Here is a 14324-nt window from a genome sequence, read left to right as displayed (position 1 = left end):
GCGTTTTCCACCTGCGCAGGGGTCCCGCCCATCACCTCGGCCAGCCCCGCGGCAGCCATCGACGACGCCGACCCGACCTCGCCCTGGCAGCCCACCTCGGCCCCCGAGATCGACGCCTGCTCCTTGTACAGCACCCCGACGGCGGCGGCGGCGAGCAGGAACTTCACCACCACGTCCTCGCGGTCCTCCTGCGTCGCGTTTTCCATGCCCGGCGCAAAATGCAGCGCGTAATACAGCACCGCCGGGATGATCCCGGCAGCCCCGTTCGTGGGCGCGGTGACAACGCGCCCGCCGGAGGCGTTCTCCTCGTTCACGGCAAGGGCGATCAAGTTAACCCACTCCTGCCAATACTTCGGGTCGTGGAAGTCCTCATCCTGGCCTTCACCGTCAGGCCGGGAGCTTTCCTTCTGGAGCCGCTCATACCAGTCAGGGGCACGGCGGCGAACCTTCAGCCCGCCCGGCAGCACGCCTTCACGCTTCAGGGATGTGGCAACGCAGCCCTCCATAACGGAGTAGATATGCAGCAGGCCCGCCCGGATTTCCTCCACAGTGCGGCTCTCTTCCTCATTGACCCGCATCACCTCGCTGATGCCCAGCCCGGTCTCCCGGCAGTGCTCCAGCAGCTCGGCGGCGGTCCGGAACGGCAGCGGCAGCTCCTTCTTGGATTCCTCCAGCTCCTGCTGGGCCGCGTCCTCCTCCCCCTCACGCACAATGAACCCGCCGCCCACAGAGAAGAACGTGGCAGTGTGGAGGATCTCGTCCTCCGCATCAAAGACGGTGAACGTCATCCCGTTGGTGTGCCGCGGCAGGATGGTCAGCGGCCGCAACACCATGTCCTTCACCCCATACGGCAGCGGCACGGCACCGGCCAGCTGCAGCGTCCCGGTGTCGGCGATCGCGGCCAGGCGTTCCTCCACCTCGTCCGGCAGGATCAACTCCGGATGAAACCCCTCCAGCCCCAGCAGGATCGCCGTCATGGTCCCGTGACCGTGTCCCGTCGCCGCGAGCGACCCATACAGATCCACCCGAAGCGAGGCCACACGGTCCAGGGCACCGAAGGATTTCAGCTCCTCCGCGAACACAGCAGCAGCCCGCATCGGCCCCACGGTATGCGAACTCGAGGGGCCAATACCAATAGAGAAAAGGTCGAATACGCCAACGGCCATGGTGGGGTTCCTTACTTGACGTGTAGCGGGCGGATAGAGCGTCACCAAGGCGACGTGGGCACGAGGGGACGGCGGAGCCAGCCTCAGGACAGTGGTGCGACGCCCGGGTAGAGCGGGTGGGCTTTGGCGAGGGCCTCGACGCGGTGACGCAGCCCCGAAAGGTCCGCGTCGGCGTCGGCCGTCAAAGCTTCGGCGATGATGTCGGCAACCTCGCGGAAGGCAGCTTCGCCGAACCCACGCGTGGCGAGCGCCGGCGTGCCGATCCGGAGGCCGGAGGTGACCATCGGCGGGCGGGGGTCGAACGGGACTGCGTTGCGGTTAACCGTGATGTCGATGGCCGCGAGGCGGTCCTCGGCCTGTTGCCCGTTGAGCTCGCAGTTGCGCAGGTCAACGAGGACCAGGTGCACGTCGGTGCCGCCGGAGATCACGCTGATGCCCTTGGCGGTGACGTCGGGCTGGACCAGGCGCTCGGCCAGGATCCGGGCGCCGGCGAGGACGCGCTCCTGGCGCTCCTTGAACTCGGCCGAGGCCGCGATCTTGAACGCGACGGCCTTGCCCGCAATGACGTGCTCCAGCGGCCCGCCCTGCTGGCCGGGAAACACAGCCGAGTTGATCTTCTTGGCGATGTCGGCGTCGTTCGTCAGGATGATGCCTCCCCGCGGACCGGCGAGGGTCTTGTGCGTGGTGGACGTGGTGACGTGCGCGTGCGGCACCGGCGACGGGTGCAGCCCGGCGGCCACTAGCCCGGCGAAGTGCGCCATGTCCACCATGAGGTAGGCGCCCACGGAGTCGGCGATGCGGCGGAACTCGGCGAAGTCCAACTGGCGGGCGTAGGCAGACCAACCGGCCACGATCAGCGCGGGCTTGGTCTCCTCCGCCAGTCGCTCCACCTCGGCCATGTCCACGGTGTGGGTGTCCTCGCGGACGCCGTACGGCACCACGTTGTAGAGCTTGCCCGAGAAATTGATCTTCATGCCGTGGGTGAGGTGGCCGCCGTGTGCCAGGTTCAGGCCCATGATGGTGTCGCCCGGCTTGATCAGCGCGTGCATCACCGAAGCGTTCGCCTGCGCGCCGGAGTGCGGCTGAACGTTGGCGAACTCCGCGCCGAACAGTGCCTTGATGCGGTCAATGGCGAGCTGCTCCACAACGTCCACGTGCTCGCAGCCGCCGTAGTAGCGCTTGCCCGGGTAGCCCTCGGCGTACTTGTTAGTCAGCACCGAGCCCTGCGCCTGCATCACGGCAACGGCGGTGTGGTTCTCGGAGGCGATCATCTCCAGGCCGTCACGCTGGCGGGTGAGTTCGTCGTCGATTTTTGCGGCGATTTCGGGATCCAGCGCGGACAGGTCTGCGTCCAGGGACGGGGAGATGACCTGCTCGAAGGCTGCTGTTGTGGTCATGCCCGCGCCGCTCACAGCTCGCCGCCGTTGGCTGCCGCGTACTCTTCGGCGGACATCAGGGGGCCTTCTTCGGTGACGGCCACCTTGAACAGCCAGCCTGCGCCGTAGGGATCGTTGTTGATCAGGGCGGGATCGGAGACCACTTCGTCGTTGATCTCCACAACCTCGCCCGTGACCGGCGCGTAGAGGTCCGAGACGGACTTGGTGGATTCGACCTCGCCGCAGGTCTCCCCCGCGGTGACCGTGGAGCCGACCTCCGGCAGGTCCACGTACACGATGTCGCCCAGCGCCTCGGCGGCCACGGCCGAGATACCAATGTTGGTGGGGCCGGATCCGTCAGCAGCAACCCACTCGTGCTCGGCGGAGTACTTCAGTTCAGCAACAACTTTTGCCATGTGTATTTCCTTAGGTTCGTGTTTCAAACGTGAGAGAGCGTTAGGCCAAACCCGGCATCAAATGCGAGAGCGTTGGGACAAAACGCGCATTAAGTGAGAGAGCGTTACTTCTGGCGCTTGTAGAACGGGAGTTCCACTACTTCGAAGGGTTCTGGCTTGCCGCGAAGGTCGATGTCCAGGGCGGTGCCGGGTGCGGCGTGTTCGACGTCGACATAGGCCAGGGCGATCGGATAACCAAGGGTGGGACTCGGCTGGCCGGAGGTCACCTCGCCCACGACGTTGCCGTTTTTGAGGACCGGGTAGTGGCTGCGGCCGGCGCGGCGGCCCAGGCCCTTGAGGCCCACCAGCTTGCGGCCGGAGGTGGAGCCGGCGCCCAGTTCCTTGAGCTCGGCCAGCACAGCCCTGCCCACGAAGTCCGACTCCTTCTTGAGTGAAACCACGGGGCCCAGGCCTGCGGCGTACGGGTTGCCCTCGCGGGAAAGTTCGTTGCCGTAGAGCGGCATGCCGGCTTCGAGGCGGAGCGAGTCGCGGCAGGCCAGCCCGGCGGGGATGAGCCCGTGGCCCGCGCCAACTTCCAGCAGCGCGTCCCACAGGCCGGCTGCGTCCTCGTTCGGGATGTAGATTTCGAAGCCGTCCTCGCCGGTGTACCCGGTGCGGGCGAGCAACAGCTCCTGTACTGTGCCGTTGACGGTGATCCCTACCTCCACAGCGGCGTAGTACTTCAGCTCCGTCACCAGCGAGTGCTGTTCAGCAGGGACCAGCTGGAGCAGGATGGCCTCGGCGTTCGGCCCCTGCACTGCGATGAGGGAGGTTCCGGCGGAGACGTCATCCACAACGACGTCGAAGGCGGCAGCCCGCTCGGCCAGTGCTGCGGCAACTACCGCAGCGTTGCCGGCGTTGGGCACTACCAGGTACCTGGCAGTTCCATCCGCAGCCGCGGGAAGGCGGTACGTGATGAGGTCGTCGATGATGCCGCCGTCTTCCTGGCAGATCAGCGAGTACTTCGCTTTGCCTACGGCCACCGCGGACAGCTTGCCGGCCAGGGCGTAGTCCAGGAAAGCCCCGGCGTCGGGACCGGTAACCCAGACTTCGCCCATGTGGGAGAGGTCGAACAGGCCGGCGGCGTTACGCACCGCGTGGTGCTCGGCCAGCTCGGAGCTGTACTTCAGGGGCATCTGCCAGCCGCCGAAGTCGGTGAAGGAGGCGCCGGCGATCTTGTGCTGCTCGTACAGCGCTGTGTAGTTCTCAGGCGCGGTGTAGTTCTCAGTCATCGAAAAGTCCTTAGTTCTCAAATTCGGAAAGCGGCGGGCAGGAGCACACCAGGTTGCGGTCACCTGCCGCACCGTCGATGCGGCCCACCGGCGGGAAGTACTTGTCCTGCCGGAGCGAGGCCACCGGGAAGGCTGCCTGCTCACGCGGGTAGGAACGGTTCCATTCAGAGGTGACGACGGCGGCTGCCGTGTGGGGTGCGTTGCGCAGCGGTGACTTCTCCACCGGGAAGTCGCCGTTGGCCACCTGGTCGATTTCCTGGCGGATGGCGATCATGGCCTCGATGAAGCGGTCGATCTCCGCAAGGTCCTCGGACTCGGTGGGCTCCACCATCAGCGTGCCCGCCACCGGGAAGGACAGCGTGGGGGCGTGGAAGCCGAAGTCGATAAGGCGCTTGGCCACATCCTCAGCGGTGACGCCGGTCCTGGCCGTTAGGTCCCGCAGGTCAAGGATGCACTCGTGCGCCACCAGGCCGCTCTCCCCCGTGTAAAGAACCGGGAAGTGCTCGTCGAGCCGCGCGGCAATGTAGTTCGCTGCGAGCAGGGCGGACTTGGTGGCCTCGGTGAGCCCCTGCCCGCCCATCAGCTTCACGTACGCCCAGGAAATCGGCAGCACGCCGGCCGAACCGAAGCGCGAAGCAGAAATCGCAACCCCGTGCCCGTCTTCGTGGGCTGCTTTGTTGGCGTCGCCCGGCATAAACGGTGCGAGGTGCGCCTTGGCAGCGACAGGTCCGACGCCGGGTCCGCCGCCGCCGTGCGGGATGCAGAACGTCTTGTGCAGGTTCAGGTGCGACACGTCGCCACCGAACTTGCCCGGTTGGGCCAAACCAACGAGGGCGTTCAGGTTGGCACCGTCCACATACACCTGGCCACCGGCGGCGTGGATGGCATCGCACACCTCGCGCACGTCCGAGTCATACACCCCGTGCGTTGACGGGTAGGTGATCATGATCGCCGAGAGGGCGTCCTTGTGGGCCTCAATCTTAGCTGCGAGGTCGGTGTGGTCGATGGTGCCGTCGGCGGCGGTGGCCACCACAACCACCTTCATGCCCGCGAGGACGGCGGAAGCGGCGTTGGTGCCGTGCGCCGACGCCGGGATCAGGCACACGTTGCGCTGCTGGTCGCCGCGCGAGTGGTGGTAGCCGCGGATCGCCAGCAAGCCGGCGAGCTCGCCCTGGGAACCGGCGTTGGGCTGGATGGACACCTGGTCGTAGCCCGTGATCTCCGTGAGCTGCGCTTCGAGGTCCGCGATCAGTTCGCGCCAGCCTTCGGTCTGCGAGTCCGGGGCGAACGGGTGGATCGAGGCGAACTCGGGCCAGGAGATGGCTTCCATCTCGGCCGTGGCGTTCAGCTTCATGGTGCAGGAACCCAACGGGATCATGGTGCGGTCCAGCGCCAGGTCCCGGTCGGAGAGGCGGCGGATGTATCGCAGCAGCTGAGTCTCGGAACGGTGGGTGTTGAACACCGGGTGCTGCAGGTACGTGGAGGTGCGCAGCACCGACTTGGGCAACTCGAACCCGGCAGCTTCCGCAACGGGACCGGCGCCAAAGGCGACGGCAACCGAGGAGAGAACCTCCGGCGTCGTGGTTTCATCGACTGACACGCCAACTGTGTCCGCATCGATGAGGCGCAGGTTGATGCCGTGGGCTTCGGCGGCGGTGATCACCTTCGCTGCCTTGCCGGGCACGCGGACGGTGAGGGTGTCGAAGAACGTGTCGGACACCAGATCGCGTCCGGCGGTCTTCAGCGTGGTGGCCAGGGCGCGGGCGTTGTTGTGGACGGTTTCGGCAATCGCCTTCAGTCCGTCGGGGCCGTGATAGACGGCGTAGAAGGACGAGACGATAGCGAGCAGTGCCTGCGCGGTGCAGATGTTGGAGGTGGCCTTCTCGCGGCGGATGTGCTGCTCGCGGGTCTGCAGGGCCAGGCGGTAGGCGGGGACACCGGCGTCGTCCTTGGAAACACCCACGATCCGGCCGGGGAGGGTGCGCTCCATGCCCTGGCGGACAGCCATGTAGGCGGCGTGCGGTCCCCCAAAGAACAACGGCACGCCAAAGCGCTGGGTGGAGCCGACGGCGATGTCCGCGCCCTGCTCACCCGGCGGGGTGATGAGGGTGAGGGCCAGGAGGTCGGCGGCGACGGTGACCAGGGCGCCGCGGTCTTTGGCCTCGGCGATGACGGCGGACTGGTCCCACACACGGCCGGAGACGCCGGGCTGCTGGAGAACAACGCCGTTGATGTCGCCGTCGGGCAGGCCGGCCGTGAGGTCGGCGATCTCCACCTCGAAGCCGAGGGCTTCGGCGCGGCCCAGCACGATGGCGATGGTCTGCGGGAGCAGGTCGGCGTCCAGGACGGTCTTGCCGTCCTTGGCGCCTGCGTTCTGGCCTTTGGCCCTATTCGCGCGGCGCATCAGCAGCACGGCTTCAGCGACGGCGGTGGCTTCGTCCAGGAGGGAGGCGTTGGCTACCGGGAGCGCGGTGAGGTCCTGCACCATGGTCTGGAAGTTCAGCAGTGCTTCGAGCCGGCCCTGGGAGATTTCCGGCTGGTACGGGGTGTAGGCGGTGTACCAGGCGGGGGCTTCGAGGATGTTGCGGCGGATCACCGGCGGGGTCACGGTGTCGTAGTAGCCCTGGCCGATCATCTGCACGGCCGTCTTGTTTTTGCCGGCAAGCTTGCGGAGCTCGGCGAGGACCTGGACTTCGCTGAGGGCACTCTCGAGGGTGAGGGGCTTGTCCTGGCGGATGGAATCGGGGACCGCGCTGTCGACGAGGCCATCGACGCTGTCGTAGCCGACGGCCTTGAGCATGGTGTCGATGTCGGACTGGCGGCGCGCGCCGATATGGCGGTCTGCGAAGGTGGTTGGGGACGATTGAACCGTCATGAGAGGAACTCCATAATTCAGGTGGTGCCGAAACACCACGTTGATTCGGGTTCCTCCCCGCTCTGTATTGAACCTGAGAGTTTTGCGTTGCTTTGCTGTTCAGCAGAGCGCCACTTGCACCGTCGGTGAGCCCGGTTGCCCGGACTGCTTTCCAGAGTTGCCTTGCCGCGGCGGTACGTGGGCCTGAGAGATTCCTGGGGAGGATTTGCTCCTACGGCGCCTGCAGAACGTACCGGCAGGACTCTCCCGCCGCAGATCATCAGCACGTGCCACTGGTGGGTGACACGGCTCACACCATACCGGGTTGCGGGGCTGGATGCAAAACGGGGGGGCATTCTGGGGCGGAAGGAGGCTGACAAGTGGAAGGGACTACGGGATGATTAATAGCCCCTAAAGGCGGGATGAGCCATGATGACAAGCCACACTATTGCCGTCCACATCACGGTAGATGACCAGTCCCATCCCGCTGCTGTCTCCGAATTGCTCAGTGAGTTGTCGTCCCGCTTCAAAGAGGTCACACGTGCCGAATTCATGTTGGGCGGACAGCGCTGGGGCGGCGCCGAAACCCTGAATGTCCGCAAGGTGAAGACGGCCGCTGATGTGGTGGCCGTATCCGCGCGCGACAGGAGGCATCTGGCGGCCCAACTGGAAGTCGCACTGGCCCACCGCGAAGCCGGCTACGACGATGCTGAAGTGGCTGCACTGAGGGATATCGCCAACAGCCTGGCGCGCACGCTCGGGATCAGCGGAGTGGACCGGCTGTAAAAGCTGCTTAGAGCAGCTGCCGCTTCCTGGGGCCGGCTGTTGTGCCGATGCGGTACCCGGCCCAGAATGCCAGGACAAGCAAACCCGCGACGGCGATTGCCAGGCCTGCCTGCGTCCCTGGCGTAACGAACGCCAAGCCGCTTCCACTGAAGGGCTCGTTGCTCAGCGGCGCGTACGCGAACCAGCCAAAGCTGACATTCTGGCTGTTGCTCCACGCGACGAAGCACCCCACCAGCACCACGGCGAGGGCGGCTACCGGCAGCGCGGCTCCGAAGAAGCGGGCAGGTTTTGGCGTTTTCTGTGCGTCAGGTGTGTTGTTTTCCCCCATGCAGGCGAGTCTAGTGGTGCTGTTGATCGTTACCCCGCCGCCCGGGACAGGCGGCGGGGGCTGTGGCTAGGCTGGGCGGATGTTGACCATTGGCAGCACCGTCTTTGGCGTCAATGACGTCGCCCGCGCCACAGCTTTTTGGCACGCCGCCCTGGGCTACGTTCCCCGTGAGCCCGGGGATGAGACCTGGGTGATCCTCGTGCCGGCGTCGGGACCGGGAGCGCAGCTGGCACTCATGCTGAGCGAGACGCCCGTGCAGGACCACCCGCGCATCCACCTGGATTTGTATGCTGACCACCAATCAGCCGAGGTGGAGCGGCTGATCTCGCTCGGCGCCCGGAGCATCGACTGGGACCTGTATCCGGAGGACTCCGACTTTGTGGTGCTCGCCGACCCCGACGGGAACCGTTTCTGCGTCATCGACCAAGGCCCGCGGTAGCGCCGCCATCGATCGTTCCGCCGGTAGTTCAGATTCCGGCGCTGAAACCCACCCTGCGGGAACAAGTGCCCACACTATGCCGTTGGGATACCTACGAGCGGCATTCCCATGCGTCGGCAGCCAACAGAATGGAACCACATGGTCAGGGCTATCTGGAACGGAAAAGTCATCGCCGAATCCACGGACACCGTGGTGGTGGAGGGCAACCATTACTTCCCGCGCGATGCAGTGAATGCGGGCTACCTCCGGGACAGTGACCTTTATTCGGTCTGCCCCTGGAAGGGCAAAGCCAGCTACCACTCGCTGGAAGTGGACGGAAAGCTGAACGTGGACGCGGCCTGGTACTACCCGGAGCCGAAGGCACGCGCCAAGCAGATCGAGGACCGCATCGCGTTCTGGCGCGGCGTAACCATCGAGGCGTAGCAGCGGAAAGCAACGGGCGACGGCGGGACTTCCCGCCGCCGCCCGTTGCTTTTTGCCAGGGCCCACCATCGCGCCCTGTACAGCGCTCCGGCTAAGCGGCCAGCGGCATATCGAACAGTTGCTCGGCGAGCTGGATGAGGTGGCGGGGAGCGTCGGTCTCTTCGATGGGGTTTGTGTGGCCAAGGAACATGGCGGTTCCGTGGATGGTTTCTTCGAGATCGATGCCTGCTTCACGAATGAGGACTTCGGCGCGGACGTTCTCGGTGTACCTGATGCCCTCGCTATCCAGGTAGACGTGCCAGTCGGTGCCGGCGATGCGGCCTACCTCCCCTGCGGCTACCCGCTGAAGTGCTGTCAGGTCCAGCTCCACTGGCCTGATGTGGACCGGATGGACCAGGCGGGCAGGGACCACTAAGGCATTAACGGAAGTGTTCATGGTGGTGTCCTTGTAGCTGAAAAACGGAGGTTAGGCGCCGATGGCGGAATGGCGCGGGCAGCCGAGTGGGCTAGGAGTCCCGATTCGGCTGCCCGCTGGCCTGTTTAGCGCTGGTTTTTGCGCGGCTTTATGAAGTTGATTTCGCTGTTTTCACTTTTGGCTCTTTTGTCGGCTCTTTTTTCGAGGATCGACTTGCCGGCTTTTTTAGCGGCGCCGCTTTTCGGGGATTTTCCGGACATCGGAATCACGCCTTTCTATGCTTTGCGTTACCCGATACCATACCTACTTTTATTTTTTATGCCAGTCCTCGAAAAACCTGATCCAGCGGCGATCTGACCGCCCCAGCGCTCGGTGAGCCGTGTGACCAGCACGGTTAGCTCCTTTTCCGTTTCATGACAGAAGAGCTTTTGTTCGTCTTTTTCTGTCAACGTCGCAATCAAAGCCGGAAATACACTGAATTTGCGTCGTCGCTTTCTGCTGAAGCATAAAAATCACGACACCAAAGCAGCTTTACTACGTTTGGTCCTATCCTGGCGAGGTAGGTAGAACGGAGCCCCGGGACCATCATCGGCCAGAGTTCCGTGGGGTCAAAGATTTGCCGCTTCTTCCTCAGCCAGCCTGACCATGCGCAGCTCGTCCTCGACCGCGCGCGACGGCCAATAGTCTTTCGACAGCTCACTTGCCCGGATTCTGTCTGCCTCCGGGAAGAGCTTCGGGAGCAGTCCGGACGCCTGAAGCAGTGCGATCAGCACGATGGTCCTGGCATCGGGTGCCTTGGGAACGGGCTTGGCGCCGGGCGGGTTGGGGCCAGGCTCCCCGGACGCGGTTGCCCCGCCATCCGTGGTCCCCGCACCAGGTCCCCCGTCTACGGTTGGCGTGGTATCCGGCACCTCGAGGTTGGACGGCGCACTGAGCGCGGCCTGGATTTTTTTCAGCAGCGCCTCCTCCGGAGCGTGGTCCTTCTCCGGGTACCGCACGGCCCGGAAGCGGCCCAAGTGCTTTTCACCCACGTGTTCCACGATGCCGAGTGACACCAGCCCGTCGTAAACGCGCAGCACTTCAGCGCGGCTTTCCAGTACCGACACCCACCACTTGGGAGTGTGGGGCCGGGATTTGCTGCGGATGAGTTCAAGCTCGTGCTGGTAGTCCGTTACCGGGGCGGTGCCCGTGGCCCTGACGCGCTTCCCCTGCAGCTCGATTGCGCCGAGCAGGTCCAGCTCGGCCAGTATTGCCCCTGCCACCGTTGTCCTAAGCGCGAACAGCGGCACTTCAGGTTTGCCGTTCTGGTCATTTGTGGCCAAAAGCAGGAAAGCTTGGGGAAGGCTCAGGTCCACAGTTTTAGGTGTTTCAGCATCCATAGCATCATGGTGGACCAGTTGGGCAGCCACCACAATGAGGACTTATGCCCACGACGCCGGGCCTCCCGCCGTCGTGCCAATTATGGCCATACACGGCCCGTGTAAGGTCCCCAGCCCCGTTCTGTTGTAGAAGTCCAGGGTGACGCAGGGTGAGGAGCCGCCGTTTTCCCCCCGCGGAAGTTGGGTAGGCCCGGGCGCCTTTACCATCAGCGGGCATAAGCTGGTACCACCAGTTCCCTTCCAGCACCCGGGAGGTCATCGTGGACGCTGAAACCGCCGATGTGGTGGGCCATGATGTCACCACCATCACCTGCGTCTGCGGCAACACTGTCAGCCAGGATGGTTTGATTCAGGCGAACTCAGAGGGCATACCTGTTTATGCCGAATCCCCTGTCCCTGAAGGACTGGCGGCCTGGCCGGCGGACGAGGACCTCTACACCCTGTGCCCTCGATGCGGCCGCGTGTACCGCGACGCCGTTATCGAGGAGACAGGCACAGCGCCCGTCGCTTTCCGGGTGGACGTCACCACAGGCCCCGTCGCAGAGGCAATCCAAGTCCACTGGGACCTCAGCCCGTAAAGGCAGGCGACGAGACCCACAGCAAAGGGAAGCGGACGACGCCGGGACCTCCCGCCGTCGTCCGCTTCGGTTTGGTGCCTACTTGCTGAAGGGGACCTTTTCCCAGCTCAGGACGCCAGCGTCGGAGCTGTTGCCGGCCACCGTGAACCGGACGTAGTTGGTGGCGTTGGCGGAACCGTCCACGGTGATGCGCTGCAGGTCGTCCGCGGCGTGCTGGCCGTAAATATCCAGCCAGGGTGAGCCCTCGGCCAGGGGCTGGTTCTCGGCGAAGACGTGGCTGTCGCCGTTGATCAGGTAGACCGGGCGGTCGAAGCTGTTGGTCTCCTCGACGATGGCCTGCACGATCCCGCGGAACCCGGAGAGGATTTCCGGGTTGAGGGCGGCCGCGTTGAGCAGCGACGGATCGAACATGTCGGCCTGCGTCATCAGCACCACGGCGCGGTCGTTGCGGCGTTCCGCGTCCGCGAAGGTGTCACGGATCTGGTCCAGGACGGCCTCCGTCCGGTGCTCAACTTCGGCCAGCTGCTCGGGGGTGGCGGTAGTTTCACCCAACCCGCTCCACGGCTGCAGCGAGTTGTTGCTGCCCTGGATGTTCAGCACGGAGAAGGCCACCCGGTTCTGGTTGAAGCGGACGTTTTCGGGCAATCCGAGGGCCTCCTGGCTCTTCACTGGCATGGTGGCGCCAAGGGTCTTGCCGGGCTCGTTGAAGAAGACTTCCCGCAGCTTGTCCAGCCGCTCCAGCGGGTTGTACGCGCCGTTGTTGGTGCGGTGGCAGTCCACCCACTCGTTGTCGCCCGGGGTGAAGACCAGCGGGTGCTCGAAGGTGTCGAACTGGGTGCGGATGTTGGCGAAGTACTCGTCCGAGCAGACCGAGGAGCCGTTCTTGATGTCGCCCACGTGGGTGACGAACTTCAGTTCCTTGTCGGCGTTGATGTCCTGGATGCGGGCAGGGAACTTGGCGATTTCGGCGTCGCCGTAGGGGATGTCGCCAATAACGCCGAAGGTGAAGGCATCGCTGGTGCTGTCAGCGGCGGTGGCGGGCTGGGACGCAAGGAGGCCGAGCGCCAGGACGGCGGCCGCCGTCGTGGTTTTCATGGTCTTTGTAGGCATGGGATGCTCCTGTTTCTGCTGGGAAGGGTTTAGGACGCGCGGGCGGTGAGGAACTGCTGCAGGCCGGCGAGATCGTCGGTGTTGATGTGGTCCACACCGGAGTCGAAGAGCTCGTTCCACACAGCTTCGCGTGCGGCGCCGGGCATGTCCGGGGTAGCCCAGAAGCGGACGCGGTAGCCGTTGGCGTGGGCCTGGACAACGTAGGCGTGCAGTTTGGCGCGCTGGGCCTCGGGCATCGGACCGACACCTTGCCAGGTGAACAGTTTGGTCCAGTTGTCGCTGACCAGCGGCATCAGTTCGGCGGGCTTGCCGGAGGTGAGGTCGGCGGAGCGGCCGTCGTAGAAGCTGAACCGCTTCTCCTGCGCCTGCATTGTGGCGAGCGGACGGTTGCCGCTGATGACGGCAGTGACCGGGCCGGTCTTGGTGGTGCCGTTGGTGTAGCGGCTCATAATGTCGCGGTGTTCGGCCAGTTCCTGCTCGATGGCGGCGTACGTGGCTTCGCCATCGCTCTTGATGTCGATCAGGAGCTGCAGGCTGCCGTCCCACTTCGGGTAGACGCTGTGGCCCTGCTGGCTGCGGACCAGGTCCTGCAGCGGGTCGAGGTAGAGGCTTTCGAGGGTGACTCCGGGCTGGACATCCTCCAGGTCGTGGGCCACCAGCAGCTCGCCGTCCACCAGCCAGACGTCCGCTTCGACGCTGGTGAAGCCGTGCTCCAGTGCGTCGAACAGGGGGCGGTCATGCTCATAGTCGTTGTGCGCATGCGCCTGGGCCAGCGGCTGGCCGACGACGACAGGCGCCGGCTGGGTTGCCTCAGCTTGGGCGGGGGCTGCGGCCGTCCCTGCCAGGGAGGCAAGGACGGCGACGGCGGCAAGGGTGCTTTTCACGAACACGGAGTACTCCTGGTACCTCGGGGACATCTGCCCGGCTGTGGGGTGTGCCGGGCAGAAAGGGGTGCGTGAAAAGAGTGCTTGCCGCGGGAGAACGGTTCGGGGCCAGCGGGTTGCTGGAGGGTGAACCCGGCGTGACAGTGCGCGCCGCACGCAGGTCATAAAGAACGACGGCGGGAGGCATCCCGCCGTCGTCCGCTTTCTGTTTTGAGTCGTTGATTGCTCAGCCGGTCCCGGCATCTCCAGTCCGTCGGCCCGCTCTCCTAGACCTCGCCTCGCCAGCCACCGGTTTCGCTGCCGCGTGATTCGATGAAGTCCTTGAACTTCCGCATGTCGGCCTTCACCTGCATCTCGTCGATCTTCAGTGCCGCACCTGCTTTCTCAGCGACGGTTTCGGGTGCCCATTCGAAATGGACTTTGACCTTCGTGTGATTGGCATCCAGCGGCGTGAACCTGATGATGCCCGCATGGGACTTGCCGTCGGTGCTGCGCCAGGCGATCCGGTCGTCAGGCTCCTGGTCGACGATTTCGGTATCGAATTCCCGCTGAACACCGCCCACCTTGGTAACCCAATGGTTGGTGGTGTCGGTCAGTTGGGTTACGGATTCCACACCGGACATGAACTGCGGAAAGGATTCGAACTGGGTCCACTGGTTGTACGCGGTCCGCACAGGGACTGCGACTTCCACAGTCTCTTCAATGTGTTCCATTTGCTTCCTCCTCATGACGGGCGGCAGCAAGGGCGGATTGGCAGCCTTTGCCTTCCTGCCAGTCCGGCAGCCGCCATATTTGCACGATAATTCCGGCGGCTACCAGTGTCCAGACCTTCGGAACTCCCAGGACGCCGCCGTACGCGGCGGCAGGGTGCCGGGGCCAGCCCGCGATGATCGGCTCAC

At 64.8% G+C, this 14324-nt stretch carries 16 protein-coding genes and 2 riboswitches; of the genes, 4 read left to right on the top strand and 12 right to left on the bottom strand.

Annotation, left to right across the window (positions count from 1 at the left end; all coding sequences use genetic code 11):
• From AC5RV1_RS04645 to gcvP, 5 genes are all read right to left on the bottom strand, one after another.
• A partial coding sequence (locus AC5RV1_RS04645) for an L-serine ammonia-lyase (protein WP_493993721.1) occupies positions 1-1166 on the bottom strand: 1166 nt, incomplete at its 3' end.
• 83 nt (positions 1167-1249) lie between these two features.
• On the bottom strand, positions 1250-2563 hold the full coding sequence (glyA, locus tag AC5RV1_RS04640; protein WP_493993720.1) for a serine hydroxymethyltransferase: 1314 nt from the start codon (positions 2561-2563) through the stop codon (positions 1250-1252).
• A gap of 11 nt (positions 2564-2574) precedes the next feature.
• A complete protein-coding gene (gene gcvH, locus AC5RV1_RS04635) occupies positions 2575-2958 on the bottom strand; it encodes a glycine cleavage system protein GcvH (protein ID WP_387547167.1) in 384 nt (127 codons plus the stop codon).
• A gap of 104 nt (positions 2959-3062) precedes the next feature.
• Positions 3063-4229: a glycine cleavage system aminomethyltransferase GcvT gene (gene gcvT, locus AC5RV1_RS04630; RefSeq protein WP_493947819.1), complete on the bottom strand. Its 1167-nt coding sequence runs from the start codon at positions 4227-4229 to the stop codon at positions 3063-3065.
• A 10-nt stretch (positions 4230-4239) separates the two neighbouring features.
• Positions 4240-7104, bottom strand: coding sequence for an aminomethyl-transferring glycine dehydrogenase (gcvP, locus tag AC5RV1_RS04625; protein WP_493993719.1), 2865 nt, complete (start codon positions 7102-7104; stop codon positions 4240-4242).
• A 52-nt stretch (positions 7105-7156) separates the two neighbouring features.
• Positions 7157-7264, bottom strand: a riboswitch (glycine riboswitch).
• 1 nt (position 7265) lies between these two features.
• Positions 7266-7363: riboswitch (glycine riboswitch) on the bottom strand.
• Between the two features lie 149 nt (positions 7364-7512).
• Here gcvP and AC5RV1_RS04620 point away from each other — a divergent pair.
• Positions 7513-7869 carry a hypothetical protein gene (locus AC5RV1_RS04620; protein ID WP_493993718.1) on the top strand — a complete coding sequence of 119 codons (357 nt, stop codon included), beginning with the start codon at positions 7513-7515 and terminating at the stop codon, positions 7867-7869.
• A 7-nt stretch (positions 7870-7876) separates the two neighbouring features.
• Here AC5RV1_RS04620 and AC5RV1_RS04615 read toward each other — a convergent pair whose 3' ends face one another.
• Positions 7877-8197 carry a hypothetical protein gene (locus AC5RV1_RS04615; RefSeq protein WP_493993717.1) on the bottom strand — a complete coding sequence of 107 codons (321 nt, stop codon included), beginning with the start codon at positions 8195-8197 and terminating at the stop codon, positions 7877-7879.
• A 79-nt stretch (positions 8198-8276) separates the two neighbouring features.
• Here AC5RV1_RS04615 and AC5RV1_RS04610 point away from each other — a divergent pair, with 79 nt between their 5' ends.
• Both AC5RV1_RS04610 and AC5RV1_RS04605 read left to right on the top strand, forming a co-directional pair.
• Positions 8277-8636, top strand: a complete 360-nt coding sequence (locus AC5RV1_RS04610; RefSeq protein ID WP_493993716.1) for a VOC family protein — start codon at positions 8277-8279, stop codon at positions 8634-8636.
• A 138-nt stretch (positions 8637-8774) separates the two neighbouring features.
• Entirely contained in the window at positions 8775-9059 is a 285-nt protein-coding gene (locus tag AC5RV1_RS04605) for a DUF427 domain-containing protein (protein ID WP_256247098.1), read from the top strand.
• 91 nt (positions 9060-9150) lie between these two features.
• Here AC5RV1_RS04605 and AC5RV1_RS04600 read toward each other — a convergent pair whose 3' ends face one another.
• The 3 genes from AC5RV1_RS04600 to AC5RV1_RS04590 all read right to left on the bottom strand — a co-directional run bounded on the left by AC5RV1_RS04600 (position 9151) and on the right by AC5RV1_RS04590 (position 10853).
• On the bottom strand, positions 9151-9495 hold the full coding sequence (locus AC5RV1_RS04600; RefSeq protein ID WP_493993715.1) for a hypothetical protein: 345 nt from the start codon (positions 9493-9495) through the stop codon (positions 9151-9153).
• A gap of 104 nt (positions 9496-9599) precedes the next feature.
• The gene (locus AC5RV1_RS04595) at positions 9600-9743 is read right to left on the bottom strand and encodes a hypothetical protein (protein WP_493948151.1); all 144 of its coding nucleotides are present in this window, start codon (positions 9741-9743) and stop codon (positions 9600-9602) included.
• 339 nt (positions 9744-10082) lie between these two features.
• The gene (locus AC5RV1_RS04590) at positions 10083-10853 is read right to left on the bottom strand and encodes a GOLPH3/VPS74 family protein (RefSeq protein WP_493993714.1); all 771 of its coding nucleotides are present in this window, start codon (positions 10851-10853) and stop codon (positions 10083-10085) included.
• 260 nt (positions 10854-11113) lie between these two features.
• Here AC5RV1_RS04590 and AC5RV1_RS04585 point away from each other — a divergent pair, with 260 nt between their 5' ends.
• A complete protein-coding gene (locus AC5RV1_RS04585; protein ID WP_493993713.1) occupies positions 11114-11431 on the top strand; it encodes a hypothetical protein in 318 nt (105 codons plus the stop codon).
• Between the two features lie 78 nt (positions 11432-11509).
• On the opposite strand, the gene AC5RV1_RS04580 is transcribed toward AC5RV1_RS04585, so the two are convergent.
• The 3 genes from AC5RV1_RS04580 to AC5RV1_RS04570 all read right to left on the bottom strand — a co-directional run bounded on the left by AC5RV1_RS04580 (position 11510) and on the right by AC5RV1_RS04570 (position 14138).
• Entirely contained in the window at positions 11510-12541 is a 1032-nt protein-coding gene (locus tag AC5RV1_RS04580; protein WP_493993712.1) for a hypothetical protein, read from the bottom strand.
• Positions 12542-12570: 29 nt separating this feature from the next.
• Positions 12571-13431, bottom strand: coding sequence for a phosphatidylinositol-specific phospholipase C/glycerophosphodiester phosphodiesterase family protein (locus tag AC5RV1_RS04575; protein WP_493993711.1), 861 nt, complete (start codon positions 13429-13431; stop codon positions 12571-12573).
• 260 nt (positions 13432-13691) lie between these two features.
• The gene (locus AC5RV1_RS04570) at positions 13692-14138 is read right to left on the bottom strand and encodes an SRPBCC family protein (protein ID WP_493993710.1); all 447 of its coding nucleotides are present in this window, start codon (positions 14136-14138) and stop codon (positions 13692-13694) included.
• Positions 14139-14324: the final 186 nt, after the last annotated feature.

It is taken from the genome of Arthrobacter sp. Hb9-2, from assembly GCF_059091165.1.
Note: the sequence above shows the minus strand (reverse complement) of the source record. Positions and strands in the feature narration are given on the sequence as shown.

Bases quoted from the DNA above. Each gene is read 5' to 3' on its own strand.
- glyA (WP_493993720.1), bottom strand. From the start codon at position 2,563: ATGACCACAACAGCAGCCTTCGAGCAGGTCATCTCCCCGTCCCTGGAC.
- gcvH (WP_387547167.1), bottom strand. From the start codon at position 2,958: ATGGCAAAAGTTGTTGCTGAACTGAAGTACTCCGCCGAGCACGAGTGG.
- gcvT (WP_493947819.1), bottom strand. From the start codon at position 4,229: ATGACTGAGAACTACACCGCGCCTGAGAACTACACAGCGCTGTACGAG.
- gcvP (WP_493993719.1), bottom strand. From the start codon at position 7,104: ATGACGGTTCAATCGTCCCCAACCACCTTCGCAGACCGCCATATCGGC.
- AC5RV1_RS04620 (WP_493993718.1), top strand. From the start codon at position 7,513: ATGATGACAAGCCACACTATTGCCGTCCACATCACGGTAGATGACCAG.
- AC5RV1_RS04615 (WP_493993717.1), bottom strand. From the start codon at position 8,197: ATGGGGGAAAACAACACACCTGACGCACAGAAAACGCCAAAACCTGCC.
- AC5RV1_RS04610 (WP_493993716.1), top strand. From the start codon at position 8,277: ATGTTGACCATTGGCAGCACCGTCTTTGGCGTCAATGACGTCGCCCGC.
- AC5RV1_RS04605 (WP_256247098.1), top strand. From the start codon at position 8,775: ATGGTCAGGGCTATCTGGAACGGAAAAGTCATCGCCGAATCCACGGAC.
- AC5RV1_RS04600 (WP_493993715.1), bottom strand. From the start codon at position 9,495: ATGAACACTTCCGTTAATGCCTTAGTGGTCCCTGCCCGCCTGGTCCAT.
- AC5RV1_RS04590 (WP_493993714.1), bottom strand. From the start codon at position 10,853: ATGGATGCTGAAACACCTAAAACTGTGGACCTGAGCCTTCCCCAAGCT.
- AC5RV1_RS04580 (WP_493993712.1), bottom strand. From the start codon at position 12,541: ATGCCTACAAAGACCATGAAAACCACGACGGCGGCCGCCGTCCTGGCG.
- AC5RV1_RS04570 (WP_493993710.1), bottom strand. From the start codon at position 14,138: ATGGAACACATTGAAGAGACTGTGGAAGTCGCAGTCCCTGTGCGGACC.